The following is a 23,935-nucleotide window of genomic DNA, read 5'->3' as shown; positions in this document are numbered from 1 at the left end:
AAATCAAAGCTCAGAGGAATGGTTCTAAGTGTGCGTTAATTTGGTGCCTTTCTCGGTTGGTGTCGCAGCGTTCGGCTACAAAATGGTGCGAGACGGATGTGGCGTCGTAAAGGCGTACAGGGTGCTGGCACCTAAAATGTAACCTGCTGCAGCCTCACGGGGTGGAGCCATCTGGCGGCGTAAGTGGCTCCCCAAACCGGGTAAGGATTTTCACGCAAATTCCCAAATGTCGTGGGTTTGCGCGAGCTTTTTGAGGCGGTCTGCAGGGACTTCTCTTCGGTCACAGCGTTTTACATTGGAAAGCAGGGCACATAAATTGCTGATATCCCGTGGAAAGAGCCCAACGCTTTATTATCTGGCACAACAAAGGGGCGCGCTCAGAGATGCAAGATTCATCAGCCACGCCAAATGATTCGACTCACCGTCAATTGGTGGTCATCACCGATCTGGATGGTTCCCTGCTGGACCATCATACCTACAGTCATGCCGCTGCAGAGCCTCGTCTTGCCGAATTGGCCAACCTGAAGATCCCGGTTATTTTCTGTACCAGCAAAACGCGATCTGAAGTGGTCCACTTGCGGTCGCAGCTCGGCAATACCTCACCGTTTATCGTTGAAAACGGCGCCGCCATTTTTTTACCTAAAGCGTGGGTGCCGTCGCCGCCGGACGACACTCGCTTGCTGGACGACTACTGGGTGAAAGAGTTTTGCCCTCCCTGCGAGCGTTGGGCTTCGTTGGTTACACAGGCGCTGGAGGTTTTTCCGGGCGCGTTTGAGCATTTTTCTGCCATGTCGACCGATCGAGTTGCCGAGCTAACGGGTCTGTCCCTTGATGAGGCGGCGCGAGCTGCTGTCCGTGGCTATGGTGAGCCTCTGTATTGGATGGCTGATAAAACCACTTTGGCTGAGTTTACCGCCTGGTTTGCCAATCACGGCATGAGAGTGCTGCAGGGCGGACGATTTGTTCATGTTGGCGGCGATACCGACAAAGGCAAAGCGCTGACGTGGTTGGTCAATTACTACCGACAAACGTTACCCGATACCCAAGTCATCTCGCTGGCGCTTGGCGATGGCAAAAATGATATTGATATGCTGGATGCTGCGGACACAGCCGTGGTGATTCGCTCTCCCGTTCACGAACCACCCACACTGAGTCGCAAGGAAGGCTACATCGTCAGCGATGCAGAGGGGCCAGCAGGATGGTCTCAGGGGGTGGGCTACTGGCTTGAACAATTAAAAATTACTTAAATAGAGGGAACAGCCGTGGCTGACTTTTATCAAAACGGTATCGTGACGACGCTGCACAATTTGTCGGATCGTCCACTGGAAGACCTGGAAGCGGAGTTACGTTCCTTTAGCCGCCAGCGTCCAATGTCTTTGATTTTACCGTCGCTCTATTCTGAGTTGGAAGGCGACGCTCTGCCCAATATTGTGACGGAGCTTTGCGGGGGAGATTATTTGACAGAAATTGTCATCGGCCTAGATCGGGCTGATGAAACTCAATTTCGACATGCCTTATCCTTCTTTTCTCGATTGCCGCAGGATCATCGAGTTCTCTGGAATGATGGACCGAGATTAAAAGCCATTGATGAAGAGTTGCGGGAGATTAACCTGGCACCCAAGGAGATGGGTAAGGGGCGTAATGTTTGGTATTGCATAGGTTATATCCTCGCATCCAATCGAGCGGAATCTATCGCCTTACACGACTGTGATATCACGACCTACACGCGCGAGATGTTGGCTCGCCTGATCTATCCCGTCGCCAATCCACGTTTTAACTACGAATTCTGTAAAGGCTTCTATTCTCGCGTGGCGAACGGCAAGATTAATGGTCGTGTTTGTCGGTTATTGGTGACCCCCCTGTTACGCGCCTTAAAAAAGATGTATGGTGAGCTGGAGTATCTGCAGTTTATTGATAGTTTCCGCTACTCTCTGTCCGGCGAGTTTTCGTTTAGAAAAGATGTGCTGAATGATATCCGAATTCCCAGTGACTGGGGGTTGGAGATCGGTGTTTTGTCGGAAATGCACCGCAACTACGCCAACAACCGTTTGTGTCAGGTCGATATCGCCGATACCTACGATCATAAGCATCAGGATCTTTCGCTCGACAATGCGGAAGATGGGCTGTCGAAAATGTCCATCGATATTGCGAAAGCCTTGTTTCGCAAGCTGGCTACCCAAGGTCACACCTTTACGCCAGAAAATTTTCGCACGCTGAAAGCCACTTATTTCAGAATCGCTCTGGACTTTGTGGAAACCTATTACAACGATGCGGTCATGAACGGTCTACACTTGGACATTCACCAAGAAGAAAAAGCCGTTGAGCTGTTCGCGCGCAACATCATGAAAGCTGGAGAGATTTTTCTAGAGCGGCCAATGGATACGCCGTTTATTCCCAGTTGGAACCGGGTGGTCAGTGCCAAGCCCGATATCCTGCAGCGTATCTATGAGGCCGTGAAACTCGACAATGAGGAGTTCACGTCTGCATGACGACCGGAGCCGCGTCCCAAGAAAGTTTGCGAGAAGAACAATTTCAGCTGTTTAAGGATCAGCTGATTCATCAGATTGGCATGATCTATCACGATACGCCTTTGCCGATGAGTTTTGAGGAGTTGGCTCAGGAATTGATCGAAATCATGCGCCTGGATACCGAGTTCAAGGCGCCGGCCCCTTACCATAATCCCTGGAGTCAGAAAGACGCAATTCTTATTACCTACGGCGACAGCTTTCTGCCGTCAGCGGACAGTAGTTCTAAGCCCCTGGAAGTGCTTAAGACATTTCTCGATGAGCAGAGTGATGGGGTGCTTAACTGTGTACACATTTTGCCGTATTTCCCGTTCAGCTCTGACGACGGTTTTGCCGTTATTGATTTTTCCAGTGTCAACGAAGCGCTTGGCAATTGGGACAATATTCAAGAGATATCCGCGAGTTATCGGTTGATGACGGACTTGGTCATAAACCACTGCTCAAGCCGTAGTTTATGGTTCCAGAACTTTATTAAAAGTGACGGGCCTGGGCACGATTACTTTGTTACCGCCTCGCCGGAGGACGACCTTAAACAGGTCGTGCGGCCGCGCACCAGCCCGCTGCTGCGGGAAACGGAGACCGCAAAAGGAACTGAGCATGTTTGGTGTACCTTCAGCCATGATCAAGTCGATCTGAACTTTGCCAACCCGGCGGTCTTAAAGCAGTTTGCCTCCATCGTGCGTCAGTACATGGATATGGGAACCCAGATTTTTCGCCTGGATGCAGTTGCATTTTTATGGAAGCGAATCGGATCTCCCAGCATCAACCTTGATGAAACACACGCAGCGGTGCGGTTATTTCGCCTGCTGATTGAGCATGTTGATCCCGATGCGGTCATTATTACCGAGACCAATATTCCCAACCGTGAGAACCTCGCTTACTTCGGTAATGCCAACGAAGCTCACTGTGTTTATAACTTTTCGCTGCCACCCCTGTTGGTAAACGCGCTGATCACTGGCGACAGTCATCATTTGAAAATGTGGATGATGAGCATGCCGCCGGCGCAAAATGGTACAACTTATTTCAACTTTGTCGCTTCTCACGATGGCATTGGACTGCGTCCTGTCGAAGGCTTGTTATCTGACGAAGAAACCCGGACGTTGGCGGAGACGCTGCAGTCGTTTGGCGGACGAATATCGTGGCGGGCGCTCGACAGCGGTGAAAACAAACCCTACGAAATTAATATTTCCCTCTTTGATGCCTTGAAGGGTACTGTCGACGGCGAGGATGAGTGGGCGGTAGATCGCTTTCTATGTGCTCACACCATTATGTTTGGCTTGGAGGGAATTCCCGGAATCTATGTGCACAGTATGCTGGGAACCCGTAACGATTATGAGCGCATGGAACACAGCGGCCATAACCGTTCAATCAATCGTCACCAGTGGCCCTATGAACAATTGTGTGAAGAGTTGGTCAACCCGGAATCGACCCATTCCCAGGTGTTCAATGGCATGAAACGCCTGCTTGCGGTTCGACAAAAGCAACCGGCGTTTCACCCGAATGCAACCCAGTTTACCTTGCATCTGAGTGGCCAGGTGTTCGGCTACTGGCGACAATCGCACGACCGGCGCCAGAGTATTTTCTGCGTCAGTAATATCACGAATAAAGAAATCCAGTTAAAGATGTCCGATATAAACCTTATCGTGACGGATACCTGGACTGATCTCATCAGTGGCGACGAAATGCCCGCTTACAATGAAGAGTTAGTTTTGGCGCCTTACCGGACTGTGTGGATCACTAATCGGATATTCTGATTTATGCGCGTATGGCGTAGATGGATTCTTCCATTCGGAGCTCTACGCCATACAGGATGTGTTTACTAACCTGCTTTTTTATTTTCTGCGGTGGTAGACTCCGATAGATAGGATTCTAGAGAGTCATCCAGAGCTTCTAGCCAAGGCGTATGATGGGTTGGGGACATGGTGCCCGTCATTAACGAACGGTAAGCATGATCCCGAAAGGTCATGATGTTTTTCTTCTTGTGCTTTTTCCATTCTAAAAACGTGCGGTTTACACCCTCAATGTCAAACGTTGGATAATCTGTTGCTTCAATAAGGTCGAGAATATAGTCGCCCTGGTAAGTGTACATTTCTTCTGCGGTTTCTAGCGTCAGTTCACGATCACGCCAAGCCTGACTGTGTGCTGACATTTCCTCTTTGGTGTCTGGCAGATTAATGCGCCCAAGAATGATATCCCGTACATACCACGCTTGCGCGTCAAACATATTGAAGGTGTACCATTGATCTTGCATACCCAAGTAGAAAAACTGTGGATTGTCTTCCCAAACAACCCCTTTATAAAGGTTTAACGGCCATAGGCGATTATTGGTTTTAAGTCTTAACTCTTCCGGGAGGAAGGGAAAATGATGTAGATAACCGGTGCAAAGAATAATGGCATCAATCTGCGCCTTTGAGCCATCAGCAAAGTAGGCGGAATCTGTATCGACATGGGTTAAATTTTCTTTTTCTTCCCAGTTTTCCGGCCATTTATAACCCATGGGGGCAGTACGATAGCAGCTTATTAATTTCTTGGCGCCGTATTTGTAACACTGCGAACCAATATCTTCGGCTGAGTAGCTGGCACCAACAATTAAAACCGTTTTGTCTTTAAATTCCAGTGCATCACGAAAATCGTGAGCATGGAGAATTCGACCACCAAATTTATTAAAGCCCGTAAAGTGGGGAACATTGGGTGTGGAAAAATGGCCTGATGCACACACGACATAGTCAAATATTTCGTGATAAACCGTGTCGCTTTTTTGATCGTGCGCGGTTATTGTAAATTGCTTACTGGCATCGTCGTAGGACACGGCTCTCACGGGGGTGTTGAAGCGAATGTCGTCACGCACGCCGGCTTTTTCGACGCGGCCCTTAATGTAATCCCACAATACTTCGCGTGGTGGATAAGAGGCAATTGGCTTCCCAAAATGTTCTTCAAAGGTGTAATCTGCAAATTCCAGGCACTCTTTGGGACCGTTAGACCAGAGATAACGATACATACTGCCGTGTACTGGCTCGCCATTTTCATCCAGGCCGGTACGCCACGTATAATTCCATAGCCCACCCCAATCGCTTTGTTTTTCAAAACAGACCAGCTCTGGAATGTCTGCGCCTTTTTCCTGTGCTGATTGAAAGGCTCTCAGTTGCGCCAGGCCACTGGGACCGGCGCCGATAATTGCTACACGAGTTGTCATTGATCTTTCCACAGTTGTTGGTCAATACAAGAAGGTGTATGGCTGCGATGATTTCATCGCGACATGACCTAAAGTAATGCGCTTTTTAAACCGACAAAATTCCCAGGAATGGGTATGTAGAAAGAGGTAGAGTGACGATCAAATTTGTAAAATGATGCCTTCGACACCCATTACCAGTCCGCTTTCCGAGTAGAGACCGTGACCTTTATCACGCACGTGAATTTCTACGCCGTCAGATCTGATAATTCGATAATTGAGGTTAAAAGGTTGTTGCAACCCGAGGCAAGTCTGAACATCTTCCCAGACATGTGGAGCATCTTCCGGATGGATGATGTCTCCGAGTGAAATCTGAGTTTGATTTAAGAGCTCTTCCGCTGGGTATCCCGTGACAGCTTCACAGCCGCTACTAACGTACTCCATTGTCCAACTGACATTATTTCTTGAACGATAAAGCATTGCAGGTAGGCGATCGACCAAACTTTGCAGACTGCGATGTGTTGCTTCTCTGATTTGATCGCTGCGAACTTGCGGCGTGATATCACACAAGGTGGCAGAGAGAGGATAAAGACGGTTTGGGTTTACGGATTGAATACGTATTTCGCACCAACGTATGTCGCCTTGGTGATTAATTAAGCGCAGCCAGATTAATTCTGTTTTACCGGGACGGATTCTACTGAGTAGTCGTCGCCAATGGGGGATATCTTCAGGGTGAAGAAATTGAGGAAAGGACTGATCGATAGCGTCGAGAGCAGAAGTTCCGACAAGGGTTGACCAGCTATTATTCACGGTGACGATTTGCTGATGCTCATTGAGGAGGATAATGACATCACTGAGACTGTTAAATAGGCTCAGTAATTGATGTTCATTGAGGTCCGGCTTAAAGAACTTTTTTGACCAGTGTGTTAACGTCATAGTCGTGTTGCGTATCAGTTCAGTTGATCTGGAGGAAGGTTTTTATGAGCCCAGGCGGCAAGTTCCAAACGAGAATGTGCGTTGAGTTTCCGCAATAGGTTCTTAACGTAGACCTTTACCGTTCCGTCACTGATACCGAGCTCACGTGCAATGAGCTTATTATTGAGTCCTCTTGCGATACAAGAAAGCGTTTCTTTTTCTCGATCCGTCAATTCTGAAAAAACGGGATGCCCTTGCCGAACCTCTTCTGAACGGCTCTCTCGAATATGAGTCGCAAGCGTGGCCACGGCGTCGTCATTTAGGGCAAACTTGCCGGCAGCCACGGCGAGGAGATGACTAAGAATATCATCCGGAGGCGTATCTTTTTGGAGATAGCCGTTGGCGCCATACCGCAGGGCCTCCAACAGTTTCTCCTGATCTTCACACGCCGTTAAAATGATGATTTTTACGTCGTCATCGCCAACTCGAATCTGCCGTAAGACATCGAGACCCGACGTTTCCGGCATCTGTAGATCCAATAGTAAGATGTCGGGTTTAATGGTTTTGATGTCATTCGCCAATAGGTTCGCGTTATCGTATTCCGCAACCACAACCATTTCATCACTGTCATTGAGCAGTTCGACAACGCCTCGGCGAAACAGTGGGTGATCATCTACGACGGCAACCGTTAAAGGCTTGGGGAGTGAAATATCAGCGCTCAATCTAACGACCCCTGGGGCAAACTAATTCGACTCTAGTCCCGCCTTGGGGGCGATTGCATAGGGAGAGTTTACCTCTTATGCGAGCGGCTCGTTCTTGCATGATTTGCGTACCAAAGCTGTCCGGTCTCGAGGCATTTGGGCATAAGCCTGTTCCGTTATCTTCGATGATGATGTGAAGGTCGCATTGCTTTTGTTGCAGGATCACTCGTGCATGGGTGGCATGGGAGTGTCGAACGATATTGCTGAGGCTTTCCCTGACAATATACAGAATTTGCATGGACTGTTTGGCATCGATCAACGTCGTTGGAATACGATTGTCCAGTTCAAAAACAATGGCAGATTGCTGTTCAAATTCCTTAATGGAATTGATGATTCCCTGGCCGAAATCGTTGCTTTGAAGAGCCAATCTTGCGGAAGTGATCAGCTCACGCGTCTGACGGTAGGCATTTTGTGTCTGCAGGGCCAGGTCTTGCGTCATGGGTTGTAATTCCGCATAGACATCACCCTGACATTTTTTGTTGAGGCGGCTACTTTGTATGCGAAGGTAGCCCAGAACCTGAGCGATGGAATCATGCAGCTCTGCGGCGTAAATCGCACGTTCAGACTGCAGTGCTTCGCGCGTTCTTTGTTCACATTGATGCCAAGCCTGAAAGCCTCGTTGCAAGGCATTATCAATCGAGCTGGTATACCAGCGAATTTTCTCTAGGTTGGGACGTTTCTGTGGAAAGATATAGAGAGCCCAGGCGTAGAAGCCATCAGCTTCCAGCAAGGTAGATCGTAAAACGTGATAGCGATTCCCATCTGTATCTATATGAAATTGCTCTTGACGGGGTGATTGACCGAGCGCGAATAAATCGTGAAGGCGTTGTTGTAGCCTTGGCTCAAGACAACTGTCGACAGTTTGAAAGATCGTCGTATTGGAGCCAGGGGAGGGGCTGGTTAAAATACATATTTCACAGGCTTCCGTTCCAAGAAATATCCCGTCGAGATCTTGCTGCAAGCATTTCAGCACGCTAGGTAATGTTGTCGTTAAGTCATCGGTGGTGGCCAGTTGCACGAGCAATTCCGGATAGTCCCGTGAGCGGCGCACGGCGTTTAGACGCTCGACCGGTTTGCGGTAAAAACTGAAGAAGCGATCTTCCATCCAGTTTCTCAACTTTATCGACATTGTCGGCTTCCCCGTATCCTCAAGTCTCTTTTTCTCGCGTTGCTTACCCGTTAAAACCAATGCATACACCCCGGGCAACCCTCTATGCCGAAGGGGTGCCGCATCGAGCCTGGATGGGTGTCGTTACGGCGTGTATCTATTGCAGTTTCACTCGACAGTAGCTTGTTTTGTTGGCGTCTTTTAATGGGCCTATGGGTGCAGAATCTATGCCATTGGTGCATTTATCCTGAATGGGGTATCCCCGATGGAGGATTGTCGTTAAAACACTGATGGTAAATATTTATAACCATCAAGAAACAAGTGTTTGTCGGTTTTCCATCGCTGGATGGGCGCACAATTTTGTTTCTTCGGTCGAACGCGGTGCACCAATTGAGTTCAAGATGCGTTCGAGAAATGCTCAATATTGATTAACCAAAGCGACATCTTTGACAACGGAACTAGCCCATATGCCTCACAGCGAAATTTATCGCGGTACGGAAATCCCGTTATGTCCTGAGCGGTATACCGTTGCCGGGCAGTCCGCCATACGGCTGTCGCTCTCTGCTGGCGATAAAATCCGTATTTCGAGTTTTGATGGCTGCCAGTCTGCTGAAATGATTGTCCTGAATACTGAAGGCCGCAGTCAGACTGATGCGGTTCGTGTTGATGGTTGCAGTGCTAACGAAACGCGGGCAAACGGGATCTGTCAACAATTGCACGGTACGGGCCGAAGTGCCAAGCAACTGGCTTCGCTATTGACTGAGTGGCGGGTTTCCAAGAGCCAAATTGAGTCAGCTCTTTCCTTTGATGGACGCTCTTCGGCTGAAATTTATTGTTTAAAAAAAGCCACTGTGATTATCGCTGCAGCCGGTTCGGATATGTCGGTTTCTATGCAACAGCCGGTAACCGAAATCGATGTGACGGTGACACGTCAAGACAAGCGTAGTACACGTTTGCCGGAGCCTCTCGGGCCAGTTAAGCGAGATATCAGAGTTCATCGGGCTACCGCAGAGCGCTACGACGTAAAAAAGGGCGACTGGATTCAGATTATTGATGTATCCGGTAAGCAGTGCTCTGATTTTCTTGCTTTTGATCGACATGCCTTGCGACACGGACAAGAGATCGGGCTGGACGCCACCGCCACCCGAAGCGTTCTTGGCGTTAGTGCTCCTCAGCCGGGCCTGCATTCTCGTTATTTGGGCAGTGATATGCAGTCAATGGTTGAGGTCGTGCAAGATACGGTCATGCGCCATGACAGCTTTCTGTTGGCCTGCACGCCTCGTTACTATGACGACAGCGGTTATTTTGGCCACATTAGCTGCACCGATAATTTTAATCGTGTATTGGCTAATGATGGTATAAGGCCCCGCTCTGGGTGGCCTGCCATTAACTTTTTCTTTAATACCCGTATTGAACCCTGCGGCACCGTGACTATGGATGAACCTTGGTCACGGTCTGGAGACTACGTTTTATTGCGCGCGACGCGCGATCTGGTCTGTGCGTCATCGGCCTGTCCTGATGATATCGACCCAGCAAATGGTTGGTCGCCCTCAGACATACACGTGCGTATCTATGACGCCTCCTGTGAATTTCCTCGCGCTTCCGCTTATCGCCTGTTGCCTTCGGAGCCTCCTCGCATGACCAAAGAAACCGGTTTCCACTCCTGTCTATCTGCGTTGACCAAGCGATTGTTTGAATATCGTGGCTATTGGGTTGCCGCCGAGTACGAAGGCTGGGGCGTGCGGGCGGAATATCTTGCCTGTCGAGAGCGTGTCGCGATGATTGATTTATCGCCGCTGCGAAAGTTCGACATTGTCGGGCCCGATGCTGAGGAATTCATGCAAAAGGTCCTCACGCGTAATGTACAGCGCTTATCGATTGGCGAGATTGTCTATTCCGCCATGTGCCTTGAGACAGGCGGCATGATCGATGATGGCACTTTGTTTCGAATGGGTGAGAAGGGATTCCGTTGGGTCTGTGGTGACCCGGGCAGCGCCATCTGGTTGCGAAGCAAAGCGGAGGAGCTCGGCGCTCGTGTGAGTATTCGCGATGCCTCTGATCAGATACACAATATCGCTGTGCAAGGTCCAGAGAGTCGCAATCTTTTGCGCGAATTGATTTGGACGCCAGAGTCTCAACCATCCGTGGACAAGCTCGCTTGGTTTCATTTTCTTATTGGCCGACTCGGTGGGCCTGAAGGCGCGCCGGTGATGGTTTCACGTACGGGCTACACGGGAGAGCTGGGTTATGAAATATGGACGCACCCGGAACATTGTGTCGGCCTGTGGCAAACGCTATGGGAGAGAGGAGAAAAATACGGTCTTGCTCCGTTGGGATTTGATGCCTTGGATACGCTGCGCATTGAAGCGGGTTTAATTTTCGCCGATCACGAGTTCTGCGCTGAGACGAATCCTTTTGAAGCCGGTATTGGTTTTACTTGCCCGATGAAATCCAAGCCCGATGATTTTATTGGCCGTGCGGCGATTGCTCGGCAAACACCGGAAAGTCGGCATCGGTTAGTCGGGTTAATTCTTGACGGTAACGAAGGCACAGCACATGGAGAGCCGATATATGTGGGACGTTATCCCATCGGCGTCGTTACCAGCGCGACCATGTCACCGACTGTAGGAAAGTACATTGCGTTAGCTCGGGTTGCACCTGACATGGCCGAACCCGGTACAAAACTGGAAATCGGCAAGTTGGATGGTCAGCAAAAACGAATTGGCGTTGAAGTAACAACACTCCCTTTTTACGACCCCGAGCGGATTCGTGTTCGCTCATAACTGAAAAACCGATAACTGGAAAACTAAGAGGAAATCCCTGATGACTAAAGCACTTACGTATTACAAACAGGCGATAAAAACGGAACTGCCGAGTATGGACCGTCCCGGTGTCAATGCCTTTCTTGATGATATTGCGGTATCCGACGATGCCGAGAAAACCATCGTCTCTGGATTTTTTCGTATGGAAAAGTCTGATGAGCCACTGGTTTATGAGTACACCTATCATGAAATGAAAATCATCGTTGAAGGTGAAATGATTATAAAAGATGAAGCCGGTTCTGAAGTTCACGCAACGGTGGGAGATGTCTTGTATTTTCCGAAAGGAAGCGTGATTACATTTCAATCTCCAAGTCATGGTATTGGCTTTTTTTGCGGACAACGGAAGGTGGGCGAGGCGTAGCAGACAGAATTTGCCTATCGAGGCTAATAACGTGCGTTAGTGCACCAGCGCCGAACGTTCGGCGCTATTCTGGTGCCCATACAAAGGGCGTTAATAGGTTGAGGCTTATCTAACGCATTGAAAATAAATGGTTTTTTTGAGTCGGTATGTCTGTTGCATTTCCTGAAGGGAAAGTAAATTTACTGCAGGTATTTCTTGTCATAGATGGCAGTACCGGCGCTACAGACGGCATTCGATGTTTGAGGGGGTTAAATGGACGAAATACAGATCGCTGAAAAGTTGGCGGAGTTGCAGTCCCAGATCGATATGACGGGCACCATCAATATGGAAGTTTTCTATTGGTGGTGTACCGGTTTAATGGTCATCATTCACGCGGGTTTTCTCGCGTATGAAATGGGCGCGTCTCGACTTAAAAATGCACTGGCTTCTGGTGTAAAAAATATTCTTGCTCTGGCTTTTATTATTCCAACGTTTTATTTCTTTGGATGGTGGATCTACCTGGCCATGTACAAAGGCTTTGTGCCAGATTTTGAAGCAGGCGCTGCTGGATTACCTTGGGCAACGGCGATGGGGCCTAACCTCGCCGACAACGCTTCAGGTATTTTTTGGGGGGCCTTTGTACTCTTTTCTGCCACCACAGCCTCTATTTTCTCCGGTGCTGTCATTGAGCGTATTCGCATGAGTTCGTTTATTATTCTTGCGATTGTTCTCGGTTCCGTGGTTTGGGTCTTGGGCGCTGCGTGGGGTTGGCATCCAACCGGTTGGTTAACGGTGCAATGGGGATTTCACGATTTCGGCGCTGCCGGTGCGGTACATATGATCGCGGGCTTTTTCGCCCTTGGCGTGACCATTAATTTGGGCGCTCGAATCGGTCGTTTTCTTCCTGACGGCACACCCGTAACCATAACCGGTCACAGTGTGCCGATGAGCATTATCGGATTGATGCTGATTATCGTTGGATTTTTTGGTTTTCTGGGTGGCTGTATTATCTATAACTCTGGCGCCCAGTGGACGACGATTTTTGGCACACCGACCACGTTATCCGCGATCAGCTTTAACACTTTGATGGCATTTGCTGGCGGTATCATTGGTTCCTACATCATCACTCGTCAACCGTTCTGGATGATGTCGGGTGCACTGGCAGGCATCTTTTCGGCGGCGCCGGGTCTTGATCTTTACTATCCACCGCTCGCATTTTTAATGGGGATCCTCGGTGGTGTGGTCGCGCCATTGGCGGATAAATTCATCACCAGTAAATTTAAAATTGATGACGCCGTTGGGGCTTTTGCGGTGCATGGTATGGGTGGGCTTATCGGAATCGTTGGCCTGGGTGTTTTTAGCGGCTTTCCGAATGTCGTGGAAGGCGCTCCTGCCATCAGTTTCTTCGGTCAATTGAAGAGTGCTTTGGTTATGGCGTGTCTTGGTTTTATCCCCGGATTTTGCCTGTCCTTTGTGATGGCAAAGATCGGTTTCCTTCGAGTTCCGCCGAAAGCGGAAGAAGCAGGTTTGGATCTCGTCGAGGTTCCCCTAGCGGCTTACCCAGAGTCGGTGCCTGCGAAGTTGGATAAACCCGTTCCTGTTTCTTCCCCTATGACGGTATAAAAGGAGATTTCCAATGAATGTAAGTCCAATCACAAGTTGGGATGGTGTTGAAGCCTACTTTATGCTTGCGGATAAGCCCGTCGCAATGATGGTGGTATTAGCCTTGGCGGTGGCGGTCACCGTGGGAACCATCGTGGCGTCCGTTAAGCACGAGAACAATACCTATATCGATTATCACTAGGGGGTATCGATAGCCTTTTTAAAGTGATCGATGGGGCATCTTTATTGAGATTGAGGTAAAGATCCCTTTGTCAGAGTTTATAGCGCCGCTTTAACGGCGCTTTTTTTTGCTCGGACACTTTTGCTGAGTTCGGAGCGCGATCCTTCTCTTGAATATTGTTAGTAGGAATTGAAGTCACTTACAAGGAGGTAGACTTTGTGTAACGTTTATCAGCAACGAAGTTCAACGCGTCTAAGAACGTCGATTTAAGAGGTGTGGACGTATCCGAGTGGTTGGCGAGCGTAAAGTGGTAGGAGAGTAGAAAATCAGCTACCATCGAATGGCCAAGAGTCTTTTAACCTATGGATTGCAGATGAAAAATGGTATTTGATAATACTCAGCGTCGCAAACAGGTTTATTCCAGATTCAGGCGAAATATTTCAGGCCGCCCACACCCAAAATAATCAGAGCGATACAGAGAAGGCGCAGGTAGCTGGCAGATTCTCCTAAAAACGTAATTCCATAGAGTGCCAGCATGGCCGCGCCGATGCCGCTCCAAACGGCGTAAGCGGTTCCTATTGGGATCGTCTTCATGGCCATGGAGAGGAGAAACAGACTAACGATAATCAGCGCGATACTGATGATAGAAGGTTTGAGTTTGTTAAACCCATCGCTGTGCATAAGACCTATTGCCCAAGCACACTCTAACAGTCCCGCGATACCCAGATAAACCCAACCCATTATTGTTTACCTACGATTCAATTGATAAAAATCGCCCTTGTGGTTGACTTGCCCTTGAGTTTTTTTAAGAAAACGAAGAGAGCCTACAGATCGCAGGCTGAGGCATTGATGAAAGTTGGTGCAATCAGTTGGCTACATCGAACTGGGCAAGATATTCAAGAACCGTGTTGTGATAGCGAGACAGGCCTTTATAGTCAATGAGTGCCGGTGGCAGTGTTTTCATCACCCGATGCAAACGTTTGGCCCATTCTGGATTCGTGACGATATCGTCGAGGCTCATCAGATATGTGCGGATACTGAACATTAGCGCGTTGCTGCGAGGCATGCGATCGAGCACTTGTAGCTCAACCCGTAAGTACACTTTTTCTCCGACGTTTTCAGGTGTCACCGATGTGCGTTCGTGCCCCCACTCGTGGTAGGTTTCCGGAGAGGTATCCATGCGGGCATTGACGGTCATCGTCCAATTCAAACGGCGAACGGGTTTGCCAACGGGTAGGGCTGTGAGATATTTCAGCGCGCGCTCAAAAATGTTTTCAGTTTTCGCCATTGGCACTGGCCCGTGCCACTCGGAAAAGCTCATACCCGCGTCGAAGGCCAATGACCAGTCTGCCGGGCAAGTTATGATACCGGCATCCATAAACAAGTCGCCGTTACGTTGGTCTAGCAGAGTAAAGTCTCCTTGAAGCTGGCGACCAATGTATTCCATTGGTGGAAGTGGCAAGGTACTGCTGTCACAAAAGAGAAAGCGGTCGTCAATGTTCAGAAGGTGATTTCGCCAGCGCCAGTGATCGCCATTCCGTTCCAGCTGAAAATGTTGGGGATAGTCCTCTGCCAGGGAAACCATTACGCGTTCAATCATATCCCAGCAGGCGAGGTCCATATGTGGCATGGCCAGACAGCGGTGGGGCATGTCTTCGAGCACCAGAGCACGTTCTTTCATTTCCGAAAGATAATGCTCATCGATGTCGAGCAGATATTCGTACGCAGAACCAGGCCCGTCTTTCGGTAAGTGCGGTTCAATATTGACCGAATAACGGTATTCATCTTCGGGAAACGGGAATGGAAATCGCTCGATAGCTTCGGCGCTATTGGTATAGGTGAAGTCATCCCGGAACGTTTGAATCGGTTTTGGCGCCAATCGCATGGTATTTCTCCTAGATGTCCAAAACGAGGCGAGAGCCAGAGCTGCGTGAGACGCAGGGCATTATGGCTCCGCCTGATAATTTTTCGTCGTCGCTTAAAAAGTTGTCCCGGTGTTCAACAGCGCCACTAACGACCCGGCACTGGCATTGCCCGCATACGCCTCCACGGCAGAGGTTAGGAATCTCAATACCAGCACTTTCCAGAGCCTCTAACAGGCTTTCTTCTGGCCCGACTTGGATTATTTGACCTGTCGAAGAAACCTGTGTCTCGAAGGGCGTTCCTGGTTTAGGCGCAGAGAATTCTTCGTAGTGAATAGCGCTCGTGGGGATGCCTATGCTCGCAGCAACATCTAAAACCCCTGCGAGTAATTTCTCCGGGCCACAGACATAGATATGAGTTCCAACCGGTCTGTCGGTAAGCACGTCGGTTAATGAACAAACTCTGTGTTCGTCAGCATCGTATTCGTGATAGCGTTCGCCGAGCCGATCCCGAAGTTCTTCGCGAAATGCCCCAGTCTGATGACCTCTAAACATATAATGCAGCTCAATGTCCGCATTTTGCCGTTGCATTTCTGGCAGATAGGCCATGAAGGGTGTGATGCCAACGCCGCCTGCCAAGAGCACATGATGTTTCGCTGGCCAATAGGGGGCAAACAGATTCGCGGGTGGTGAAATGGACAAAACGTCGCCCAACTTGACCTGCTCGTGTATAAACTTAGAGCCTCCGCGCGAATTTTCTTGCAAGCGCACGGCGATTCGGTACGCCTTTGTGTCTCTGGGGTCACTCAGTAGTGAATAGGCATTTTTGTGGTTTTTATCAGCGTGCATTTCGACAATGACGTGAGAGCCTGGAGAAAAGGGAAGAAGTTCTCCCTGAAGAGGTTCAAGTCGAAGCTCTCGAATGAGCGACGTTACTGGGTGAATGTTGGTAACGCGGACTTGCAGGTGTTCAGTTTGCATTAGCGTAACTCCACCGATGGAGGAATAACTTGAGAGTCCTCCGCGTTAACTTGATAGCCAAGATATGAACCGTGTCGTCTGGCAAAATGATCTGTAACGGCTAAAAGGCGGTTGCAACCTGCACAAATCGCAGGTGAAGTGGTGACCGCGCTGGTGGTGGTGTAGCAATGGCAGCAGAAAACCGCTCTCACCATCGTTGTCGGCGGTAAAAGCGTGATTTGTTCGCGGAGTACACCACCGGATTCCAGCATGCTTGCAATTTGCCAAATAAAGCACTCATCACCACAGAGATAAATGGCGGTGGAGAGAGGCAGGCCGGCGAGAACTCGAGCGACGGCGTCATTGGAGTTCATGTCTTCCGCAACAATCAATTCTCGCTCTTCGCTGTCGCAGGAATGAAAAATCGATGACAATGCAGGTGTCATTTCACCTTGCGTAATGAATAAGTGGTGTTTCGCGCGCGCATTTTTCGCAGCGGTTTGTTTGTAGACAGGCCGACTTCTCACCTGATAGTCCATAACGCTTTTCCAATTCTCATTTGAATTATTGACCCCAGAGTGTTGAGGGGGCTCATTCTTGGCGGTCAAGTGCCAACTGAGCTACGTGATGGTTTCATACTATTTTTTAGGGGATTTTTCTCAATCCCCAGGGAGGGGTACCTCCAAATGGGGAGGTTTAGATTTCCCTTCTCAAGTAGCCAAGACTTGCCTCTTGCCCCCCGTACTCTGTCATCGCATCCAGGAGTACCTGCCAAAGATATTCAGCCGCGTTGCTGTCGACGAGCACGTAGAAAATCGGAGTATTCTGAGGTGACGCGTTGACAATAATCCCGCTGATTCGGGCGATGGACGTTTGTACGATTGCACCTTTCTCAAATGACGCCGGTCGTAGCTCTACTCCGCAGAGCTTTGCCAGCATTGCTGGTAAGTCGTTTCCGACTAATGCGAACCACGCGTGAGAATGTTGACAATAGAGTGGATAGATTTTTTCCGCCTCAGAAAAGATTTCCGGTGTTAACTCTGCATTTTTCGATGACATCGGCGAGTCTAGAATCCAGCACTCAGTCTTCCCCAGGCGTAATACCAGCTGACCCTCTGTACTCTCAACTGCCGTGTTGGGTCGATCAGGGAATTGAAACTCTACAGCTTCCAGGGCAGCCTCTGTACCCGTACCCCGAAGCCCAATGCGAGGAAGGGGGGATAAGTCGATTAAGGCACAATTGAGTGACGTTGCTGGGTCGAACCGGTCTGAATCAATAGCGTTATTATCACCACTTTGGTTGTTTTCAGCGGCTTGAATAAGCGGATACACCGGGCTCTGAAACAGGCTACTTTCAGGGAAACGATTACTCACAGTTCGACCTCCTGGCGTCTTCCGGCGGAATCATAAAAAGGGAGAGGAACGACCTTGGCTTCTACTGGATCGCCATTGTCGACACGAATGATGATTTGACTGCCTGGCGTGGCGGACTCTGGAGCAGCATAGGCGAGCCCGATAATAGATCCTAAGGTCTCAGAAAATTCACAGGATGTAACAGAACCTGCGACATCCAATCCGTTTAACACCAAATGGCCCTCTTTAGGTTGGGGGCTATCCGCAGGAAGAGTGAATCCCACCAGTTTTCGAGTCAGTGGTTGTGACATCATAATGTCGACAGAGCGGCAACCGACATAAAACGGCTTTTTATGGTTGATAGCCCAGCCCAGATCGAGCTCGCCGGGATGACTCATTCCATCGGTATCCTGGCTGACGATAATGTGTCCTTTTTCCAGTCTGAGAAGTCTCTGGGCCTCTACGCCAAAGGGACAGATGTTGAATGCCTTACCTGCGTCCATAAGCGCATCCCATAGCGCCTCACCAAAACCACGCGGTACATGGATTTCGTATCCCAATTCGCCAACAAAGCCCACTCGTAACAGACGTGCAGGAATTCCAGCGACCTTGCCCTCTCGATAACCGAGATAGGGGAAGGCTTCTGCGCTAAGGTCGACAGTATCCACCAGTTTGCTCAGCACCTTGCGGGAAAGTGGGCCGGCCAGGTTAACCGCAGCAAAGGTGCTGGTAACATTGTAGATATCCACATCGAGACGCCATTGGGCGTTCCATTTGGTCATCTCCCGATAGATTCGATCAACACCACTGGTGGTGGCTGTGGTATAAAAGTGCTCGTCGGCCAATCGGCAAACAACGCCATCATCGATGACGACGCCGTGTTCACTGGCCACGATGCCATAGCGAGTTTTTCCAACGGGCAATTGGGTAAAACGACCTGTGTAGATTCGGTTCATCATTTCAACCGCATCCGGCCCCCGCACCTCAATACCCCCTAAGGTACTGACATCTATTAGCCCAACGTTCTGGCGTACGGCTTTCGCTTCTCTACGTATGTTGGCCGTTCGCTGTTCGGGAGCACCATAGTAAGCCGGGCGCTGCCAATTTCCTGCTGGCATCATTTGCGCGCCCAGTTGCAGGTGTCGCTGATGCATGGCTGTGCGTCGGTAGGGATCAAAGCGTCGCCCTGCCAAGTGGGCAAGTTTTTCTGGGGCGAAAGGAGGGCGAGCCGTGGTAACCCCGGTTTCTGTTACACTGCGTTCGGTGGCTTGCGCCACCAGGCGAGCGGTTGGTAGCGCCGAGTGACGTCCTTGGGAGGGACCCATGCCAACGGTAGAAAAGCGCTTAACGAGTTGTACATCCCGGTAACCCATGCGCGTGGCATTAATGATATCTCGAATGTGCAGATCTTCGTCGTAGTCGACAAATTCTTTGCCTTCTGGGTGGGGGAATATGGGCCATTCGAAATTGACGCGCTGATTGCAGTGGATCGGTGTGGGCGCTTCATCGTTTTTACCCAGTTGGCAGAGTGCATGCTTTGCTGCACGCTGGCCATCTGCGACAACGGCATCGAGGTCGTGAATTCCATTGACTGAGCCGGCAATGTGCAAATGCTCGGGAAGATCTGAAATCGAAAAGGCGGCTGCATCATCCAGGTAAGTAAGTTTTGCGCCGGCCTGGCAAAGCAGCTGATAGGTAGGCATGTATCCGGCTGACATACAGAGTGTGTCGCAATAGACCAGCTTACTATCTTCTGCGACCTGCCCCCGATTGGTAATCCTGCGGATATCCACTGCGCGAATATGTTTGTTACCGTTTGTCGCCAGCGCTTCATAGACAGTCGACCCTCGGAAAACTGGAACGACCCGGGTGCGCACGGCATCGTAGAGAGATTCGTCCTCCAGTTCGTTGCGCATGTCGATGATCGCCGCCACGGTCAGACCGTGATCGAGCAGTTCGAGAGCAACCCGATATCCATCGTCATTACCGGTGAGGATAACTGTACGTTTCCCCGGGGCAATGGCGTACCACTTCAATAGACGAAGGGCGGCACTACACATCATGATGCCAGGTAGATCATTGTTGCGAAACACGACATGTTGTTCAAAAGATCCGGCGGCAACGATGCATTCTATGGCTCGAATTTTAAACAGCCGCTTGCCCTGAATGACGGGTAGATAGTTATCGGTAAACCAAGCATTGCAAACGGCATCTTTAAGAATGTCGATATTGTCATAGGTGTCGATTTTGGCGATCAATTCACTGTGTAGCCGCTCGCCTTTTTGACCCGTAGTATCAAACCGATGATAGGTTAAAGAGCCTCCTAAGACGGAATGCTCTTCAACGATCAGCACACTAGCACCAGATTCGGCTAGGGTAATTGCCGCAGCGAGTCCTGCCGGACCACTGCCAATGATGACCGCATCATAGAATAGATATTGTTTGTCGTAGTATTCCGGTTTGGCATCAAGATCCAACACACCTAGCCCCGCCTTTGCTCGAATCAATTTCTCCCATTGCATCCAGGCGCCGAAAGGTTTGTAAAACGCTCGATAATAAAATCCAACCGGCATAAATTGACTGAGTTTGCCGAGATAGGCGTCTCGATCATTTTCCAATGAACCAGAGTAATTTTGTCCGTGGGTTTTATCGCCGTTACCTGCGGGCGTGCGATCAGCCAGAATATTTGGCTCACCGCCTTTTTGAATCAGGGTATTGGCATCCTGTCCCGCGAGGGTTAAAGGACCGCGAGGACGATGGTATTTAAAAGACCGCGAGAGAATCCACTGATCGTTTGCCAGCAATGCACTGGCGATAGAATCGCCTTCATAACCCTTATAGGATTCCCCCTCAAAGGAAATCGTGATGGGTTTATTTCGGTTGATAAGCGTGCCTAATGGTGCCGGTAAGCGTTGCCGCGTCATAACTAGGACTCCCCGGAGTTTTTTGCGAAATCGATGCGTTCTTTAAAAATTACTGACGGGTCATAGGTTCTTATTATTTCGTCGGAGGCAGTATGGCGTTCGGCAATAAACCAATATCCCGACGCTGCGTGTAACCACCACTCCCTTACGATGGTTATGGCGTTGTCTGAATAAAAGACGTATTCTGCCCAAGTTTGATTGCTGCAACTATTTGGGTCCGGCATTATTTGAACCTCGCCACCGTGAACAAATTCACTGATGTTTCTCGGCCCGTTTAACGGGCAGTGCATGATTTTCATTCTGTTCTCTCAGTGGCTGGCTGCAGTCGCGCCCATTTCGTTGACTTGTCGAAAAGTCGTAAAGCGCTCCATAGAAAATGGTTGAATCAGATCAGGCACTTTGCCTCCATTTGCAACTAACTCTGCCATGGTCTTACCGCAGATAGGGGTTGCTTTAAAACCCCAGGTTCCCCAGCCCGCATCTAGGAAATAATTTTCTACCGGACTCAATCCCATGATTGGACTGTAATCGGACGTCATGTCGGTTAACCCCGTCCACTGTCGCATCAATCGAAGTTCTGCCATAAATGGGAAAAGCTCAATAGCGTTTGCCAGCAGACTTTCTTTGAGATCCATCGTTGAACGCGTGTTGTAAAGAGGGTAAGGATCAGAGCCGCCTCCAAAAACCAACTCGCCGCGACTGGTCTGTTGGACATAGCAATGTAAGGACGGTGAGCTGACCAGGGGATCGAGAAATGGTTTAACCGGCTGAGTGACCATTGCCTGAAGAGGATAGGTCTTGATTGGCAGTCGAAACCCCGCTTTCGCGGCCAGTAGCGAGCTATGGCCAGCCACAGCTTGAATGGCGCAGCCGCAATCGACGTTGCCGCGGTTGGTTTTGATACCGGTGACACGACCATTTTTAACGATAACATCGGTAACTTCAGTTAGCTGATGGAGTTCAACACCCCGTTGCGTAGCTCCCTTGGCATAACCCCACGCGACAGCATCATGACGGGCGGTGGCGCCATCCATGTGCCAGAGTCCTGCCAGCACGGGCAGGTGACTGGGGTTCATGTTCAGAGTCGGTACCAGTTCACGGATTTGTTGGGGATTAATCAGTTCGGTTTTTCCACCGAAGTGGCGATTGATTTCGGCTCGCTGACGAAACCCTCGGATCGCTGCGTCGGTATGTGCCAGTGTGAGTTGGCCCCGTTTTGAATACATAATGTTGAAATCAAATTCGTTCGAGAGGCGTTCGAAAAGTTTGACGGATTCTGTATAGAATTTAACGCCTTCACTGGTGAGATAGTTAGACCGAATGACCGCGGTATTACGCGCGGTATTGCCCCCTCCAAGGTAACCTTTTTCCAAAACGGCGACATTGTTGATTCCATGGTATTTAGCCAGGTAATAGGCCGTGGCGATGCCGTGACCACCACCACCGATAATGACGACATCGTAATTTGGCTTTAGCTCTCGTGGAGAGGGCAGGTCTGGATGTCGGTCAAATGGGAAGTCTTCTTTAAGACCGTATTTCAATAATGAGAAAGGCATAGTCCTTTCTTCTCCCTCTGCTGAATGACGTGCAGTGCAAAATTTGTCTGAGCTTCGATCGATTGCGTTATGGCATTAGGCGTGCAGTGCTCCCTCGGCGGCCGCCAACGTATTTTTCATCAGGCACGCGATGGTCATTGGGCCGACGCCACCGGGAACAGGCGTTATCGCGCTGGCAATAGGCGCGACTTCTTGAAAGTCGACATCGCCCACGAGTTTCCGTTTTCCATCTCGCTCTACAGCATTGATACCGACATCAATGACAACGGCGCCAGGTTTGATCCAATTCATTCCAACAAATTCTGCTTTGCCGATTGCCGCGATGACTATGTCGGCTTGAGCACAGACGGTTTCGATGTTTTTCGTGTGAGAGTGAACTGTCGTAACGGTACAATTTTCTTGTTGTAGTAGCGATGCCATCGGCTTTCCGACAATATTGGAGCGGCCAATAACAACCGCGGTCTTGCCACTCAATTCCGGCAGAACACTTTTTAGCATCATAAGACAGCCGAGTGGGGTGCAGGGCACCAAACCTTCCATTCCGCTGGCGAGCGCTCCGACATTCATGGGGTGAAAGCCGTCGACGTCTTTGCGCGGATCAATTGTGGCGATGACGTGTTTCTCATCAAGATGATCCGGAAGCGGTAGCTGAACTAAAATGCCATGAACGTCTGGATTGGCGTTTAATTCTGTTATCAGTTTGTTCAATTCTTGCTGCGAGGTGTTGACCGCTAGTCGGTATTCTAATGATCGGATACCCACTTCTTCCGCTCGACGAATTTTATTGCGAACGTAGACATGACTGGCGGGATCTTCACCGACCAGCACCACAGCCAGTCCGGGCACCGTATCGTGATTTCGCGCCAGTTCAGCGACACCCTCTTTAACCCGGTCGATAAGCTGCTGGGAGATTTCTTTTCCATTGATCAAGGAAGCCATAAGAAGTTTCTCTACTTGAATACAATGGTCTTGTTGCCGTTTAAAAAGACGCGATGCTCGACGTGAGCTTTAACGGCTTTGGCGAGGGCAATGGTTTCTGTGTCCCGACCGACGGCAATCAGTTCTTCAGGGCCATAGGTGTGGTCGACAGTTTGTACTGCTTGCTCAATGATTGGGCCCTCATCGAGATCGGATGTGACATAGTGGGCGGTCGCACCGATAAGTTTGACGCCTCGCTCATGGGCTTGATGATAGGGGCGGGCGCCTTTAAATCCGGGTAGAAACGAGTGGTGAATATTTATGGCTCGGCCACTGAGCGCTTTGCACAAATCGTTGGAGAGGATCTGCATATAGCGGGCGAGAACCACTAACTCTGTGCCGGTTTCGTCGACAATGTCGAGCAATGCACGCTCTTGTTCCGTCTTGTTTTCTTTGGTGATCGGCAGGTGAACAAACCGTATACCTTCGCGCTCTGCCATGGGGCGTAGATCTTTATGATTGGAAACAATCGCGGTTATTTCCATGTTGATTTCGCCTTTGTGCAGGCGGTAGAGAAGATTCGACAGGCAGTGATCAAATTTGCTGACCATAAGCAAGGTTTTGGTGGGGGCATCGGCGGGCAGTAATTGCCAGTTCATATCAAATTGTCCCGCTACCGCTTCGAATTCTCCTTGTAGGTCGCTAAGAGAATAGGAGCCGTCTTCTACGTGAAAGCGCGCCCGGGTAAAAAAGGTATTACTTTCCACATCATCATATTGGTTCATCTCACTGATATAGCCGCCGCGGTCGGCAAGGAATACCGTGATGGCAGCGACGATTCCGCCCCTGGCGGGACAACTGACGTTAATGATGTATTCTTGTTGCGATGATTTGTTACTCATATCCCTCATCTCGAAAGCAGTTTTCAAAAAATCACTC

General features: G+C 49.7%; 21 protein-coding genes. 7 read left to right on the top strand and 14 right to left on the bottom strand.

What is annotated here, in order from left to right; translation table 11 throughout:
• Nucleotides 1-383: 383 nt before the first annotated feature.
• From ACXAFR_RS12560 to ACXAFR_RS12550, 3 genes are all read left to right on the top strand, one after another.
• On the top strand, nucleotides 384-1,247 hold the full coding sequence (locus tag ACXAFR_RS12560; protein ID WP_475177346.1) for an HAD-IIB family hydrolase: 864 nt from the start codon (nucleotides 384-386) through the stop codon (nucleotides 1,245-1,247).
• A gap of 15 nt (nucleotides 1,248-1,262) precedes the next feature.
• Nucleotides 1,263-2,489, top strand: a complete 1,227-nt coding sequence (locus ACXAFR_RS12555) for a glycosyltransferase family protein (RefSeq protein WP_475177345.1) — start codon at nucleotides 1,263-1,265, stop codon at nucleotides 2,487-2,489.
• An 80-nt stretch (nucleotides 2,490-2,569) separates the two neighbouring features.
• On the top strand, nucleotides 2,570-4,279 hold the full coding sequence (locus ACXAFR_RS12550; RefSeq protein WP_475177652.1) for a sugar phosphorylase: 1,710 nt from the start codon (nucleotides 2,570-2,572) through the stop codon (nucleotides 4,277-4,279).
• Between the two features lie 65 nt (nucleotides 4,280-4,344).
• Here ACXAFR_RS12550 and ACXAFR_RS12545 read toward each other — a convergent pair whose 3' ends face one another.
• From ACXAFR_RS12545 to ACXAFR_RS12530, 4 genes are all read right to left on the bottom strand, one after another.
• Nucleotides 4,345-5,718, bottom strand: coding sequence for an NAD(P)-binding domain-containing protein (locus tag ACXAFR_RS12545; protein ID WP_475177342.1), 1,374 nt, complete (start codon nucleotides 5,716-5,718; stop codon nucleotides 4,345-4,347).
• A 138-nt stretch (nucleotides 5,719-5,856) separates the two neighbouring features.
• Complete coding sequence (locus ACXAFR_RS12540; RefSeq protein WP_475177341.1) at nucleotides 5,857-6,630, bottom strand: PAS domain-containing protein; 774 nt, start codon at nucleotides 6,628-6,630, stop codon at nucleotides 5,857-5,859.
• A gap of 14 nt (nucleotides 6,631-6,644) precedes the next feature.
• Nucleotides 6,645-7,331, bottom strand: coding sequence for a response regulator (locus ACXAFR_RS12535; RefSeq protein WP_475177340.1), 687 nt, complete (start codon nucleotides 7,329-7,331; stop codon nucleotides 6,645-6,647).
• 1 nt (nucleotide 7,332) lies between these two features.
• Nucleotides 7,333-8,499 (bottom strand): ATP-binding protein, encoded by a 1,167-nt coding sequence (locus ACXAFR_RS12530; RefSeq protein WP_475177338.1) that lies wholly within the window; start codon nucleotides 8,497-8,499, stop codon nucleotides 7,333-7,335.
• Nucleotides 8,500-8,924: 425 nt separating this feature from the next.
• Between ACXAFR_RS12530 and ACXAFR_RS12525 the strand changes: the two genes are divergently transcribed.
• The 4 genes from ACXAFR_RS12525 (at nucleotide 8,925) to ACXAFR_RS12510 (ending at nucleotide 13,444) form a co-directional block, all read left to right on the top strand.
• Nucleotides 8,925-11,261, top strand: coding sequence for a DUF1989 domain-containing protein (locus tag ACXAFR_RS12525; RefSeq protein ID WP_475177336.1), 2,337 nt, complete (start codon nucleotides 8,925-8,927; stop codon nucleotides 11,259-11,261).
• Between the two features lie 40 nt (nucleotides 11,262-11,301).
• On the top strand, nucleotides 11,302-11,661 hold the full coding sequence (locus tag ACXAFR_RS12520) for a cupin domain-containing protein (protein ID WP_475177335.1): 360 nt from the start codon (nucleotides 11,302-11,304) through the stop codon (nucleotides 11,659-11,661).
• A 252-nt stretch (nucleotides 11,662-11,913) separates the two neighbouring features.
• Nucleotides 11,914-13,263 carry an ammonium transporter gene (locus ACXAFR_RS12515; RefSeq protein ID WP_475177333.1) on the top strand — a complete coding sequence of 450 codons (1,350 nt, stop codon included), beginning with the start codon at nucleotides 11,914-11,916 and terminating at the stop codon, nucleotides 13,261-13,263.
• 13 nt (nucleotides 13,264-13,276) lie between these two features.
• Nucleotides 13,277-13,444, top strand: a complete 168-nt coding sequence (locus ACXAFR_RS12510) for a hypothetical protein (protein WP_475177331.1) — start codon at nucleotides 13,277-13,279, stop codon at nucleotides 13,442-13,444.
• Nucleotides 13,445-13,849: 405 nt separating this feature from the next.
• On the opposite strand, the gene ACXAFR_RS12505 is transcribed toward ACXAFR_RS12510, so the two are convergent.
• From ACXAFR_RS12505 to purU, 10 genes are all read right to left on the bottom strand, one after another.
• Nucleotides 13,850-14,164 carry a DMT family transporter gene (locus tag ACXAFR_RS12505; RefSeq protein WP_475177330.1) on the bottom strand — a complete coding sequence of 105 codons (315 nt, stop codon included), beginning with the start codon at nucleotides 14,162-14,164 and terminating at the stop codon, nucleotides 13,850-13,852.
• A gap of 124 nt (nucleotides 14,165-14,288) precedes the next feature.
• The gene (locus ACXAFR_RS12500) at nucleotides 14,289-15,308 is read right to left on the bottom strand and encodes a heme-dependent oxidative N-demethylase family protein (protein ID WP_475177328.1); all 1,020 of its coding nucleotides are present in this window, start codon (nucleotides 15,306-15,308) and stop codon (nucleotides 14,289-14,291) included.
• Nucleotides 15,309-15,318: 10 nt separating this feature from the next.
• Entirely contained in the window at nucleotides 15,319-16,266 is a 948-nt protein-coding gene (locus ACXAFR_RS12495) for a PDR/VanB family oxidoreductase (protein WP_475177326.1), read from the bottom strand.
• The gene (locus ACXAFR_RS12490; protein WP_475177325.1) at nucleotides 16,266-16,784 is read right to left on the bottom strand and encodes a dimethylamine monooxygenase subunit DmmA family protein; all 519 of its coding nucleotides are present in this window, start codon (nucleotides 16,782-16,784) and stop codon (nucleotides 16,266-16,268) included. The genes ACXAFR_RS12495 and ACXAFR_RS12490 overlap by 1 nt, the downstream gene beginning before the upstream one ends.
• Before the next feature lie 157 nt (nucleotides 16,785-16,941).
• Nucleotides 16,942-17,619 (bottom strand): hypothetical protein, encoded by a 678-nt coding sequence (locus tag ACXAFR_RS12485; protein ID WP_475177323.1) that lies wholly within the window; start codon nucleotides 17,617-17,619, stop codon nucleotides 16,942-16,944.
• Nucleotides 17,616-20,522, bottom strand: a complete 2,907-nt coding sequence (locus ACXAFR_RS12480; protein WP_475177321.1) for a 2Fe-2S iron-sulfur cluster-binding protein — start codon at nucleotides 20,520-20,522, stop codon at nucleotides 17,616-17,618. Before ACXAFR_RS12480 ends, ACXAFR_RS12485 begins: the two co-directional genes overlap by 4 nt.
• Before the next feature lie 2 nt (nucleotides 20,523-20,524).
• Nucleotides 20,525-20,821, bottom strand: coding sequence for a sarcosine oxidase subunit delta (locus ACXAFR_RS12475; protein ID WP_475177320.1), 297 nt, complete (start codon nucleotides 20,819-20,821; stop codon nucleotides 20,525-20,527).
• Between the two features lie 9 nt (nucleotides 20,822-20,830).
• Nucleotides 20,831-22,078 (bottom strand): FAD-dependent oxidoreductase, encoded by a 1,248-nt coding sequence (locus tag ACXAFR_RS12470; protein WP_475177318.1) that lies wholly within the window; start codon nucleotides 22,076-22,078, stop codon nucleotides 20,831-20,833.
• A 75-nt stretch (nucleotides 22,079-22,153) separates the two neighbouring features.
• The gene (gene folD / locus ACXAFR_RS12465; RefSeq protein WP_475177316.1) at nucleotides 22,154-23,017 is read right to left on the bottom strand and encodes a bifunctional methylenetetrahydrofolate dehydrogenase/methenyltetrahydrofolate cyclohydrolase FolD; all 864 of its coding nucleotides are present in this window, start codon (nucleotides 23,015-23,017) and stop codon (nucleotides 22,154-22,156) included.
• An 11-nt stretch (nucleotides 23,018-23,028) separates the two neighbouring features.
• Nucleotides 23,029-23,898, bottom strand: a complete 870-nt coding sequence (purU, locus tag ACXAFR_RS12460) for a formyltetrahydrofolate deformylase (RefSeq protein ID WP_475177314.1) — start codon at nucleotides 23,896-23,898, stop codon at nucleotides 23,029-23,031.
• Between the last annotated feature and the right edge of the window lie 37 nt (nucleotides 23,899-23,935).

Source organism: Pseudomaricurvus sp. ABR4_320 (assembly GCF_056159445.1).
Note: the sequence above shows the minus strand (reverse complement) of the source record. Positions and strands in the feature narration are given on the sequence as shown.

Bases quoted from the DNA above. Each gene is read 5' to 3' on its own strand.
- ACXAFR_RS12560 (WP_475177346.1), top strand. From the start codon at position 384: ATGCAAGATTCATCAGCCACGCCAAATGATTCGACTCACCGTCAATTG.
- ACXAFR_RS12530 (WP_475177338.1), bottom strand. From the start codon at position 8,499: ATGTCGATAAAGTTGAGAAACTGGATGGAAGATCGCTTCTTCAGTTTT.
- ACXAFR_RS12510 (WP_475177331.1), top strand. From the start codon at position 13,277: ATGAATGTAAGTCCAATCACAAGTTGGGATGGTGTTGAAGCCTACTTT.
- ACXAFR_RS12515 (WP_475177333.1), top strand. From the start codon at position 11,914: ATGGACGAAATACAGATCGCTGAAAAGTTGGCGGAGTTGCAGTCCCAG.
- ACXAFR_RS12490 (WP_475177325.1), bottom strand. From the start codon at position 16,784: ATGGACTATCAGGTGAGAAGTCGGCCTGTCTACAAACAAACCGCTGCG.
- ACXAFR_RS12540 (WP_475177341.1), bottom strand. From the start codon at position 6,630: ATGACGTTAACACACTGGTCAAAAAAGTTCTTTAAGCCGGACCTCAAT.
- ACXAFR_RS12500 (WP_475177328.1), bottom strand. From the start codon at position 15,308: ATGCGATTGGCGCCAAAACCGATTCAAACGTTCCGGGATGACTTCACC.
- ACXAFR_RS12495 (WP_475177326.1), bottom strand. From the start codon at position 16,266: ATGCAAACTGAACACCTGCAAGTCCGCGTTACCAACATTCACCCAGTA.
- ACXAFR_RS12470 (WP_475177318.1), bottom strand. From the start codon at position 22,078: ATGCCTTTCTCATTATTGAAATACGGTCTTAAAGAAGACTTCCCATTT.
- ACXAFR_RS12550 (WP_475177652.1), top strand. From the start codon at position 2,570: ATGATCTATCACGATACGCCTTTGCCGATGAGTTTTGAGGAGTTGGCT.
- purU (WP_475177314.1), bottom strand. From the start codon at position 23,898: ATGAGTAACAAATCATCGCAACAAGAATACATCATTAACGTCAGTTGT.
- ACXAFR_RS12505 (WP_475177330.1), bottom strand. From the start codon at position 14,164: ATGGGTTGGGTTTATCTGGGTATCGCGGGACTGTTAGAGTGTGCTTGG.
- ACXAFR_RS12475 (WP_475177320.1), bottom strand. From the start codon at position 20,821: ATGAAAATCATGCACTGCCCGTTAAACGGGCCGAGAAACATCAGTGAA.
- ACXAFR_RS12545 (WP_475177342.1), bottom strand. From the start codon at position 5,718: ATGACAACTCGTGTAGCAATTATCGGCGCCGGTCCCAGTGGCCTGGCG.
- folD (WP_475177316.1), bottom strand. From the start codon at position 23,017: ATGGCTTCCTTGATCAATGGAAAAGAAATCTCCCAGCAGCTTATCGAC.
- ACXAFR_RS12520 (WP_475177335.1), top strand. From the start codon at position 11,302: ATGACTAAAGCACTTACGTATTACAAACAGGCGATAAAAACGGAACTG.
- ACXAFR_RS12480 (WP_475177321.1), bottom strand. From the start codon at position 20,522: ATGACGCGGCAACGCTTACCGGCACCATTAGGCACGCTTATCAACCGA.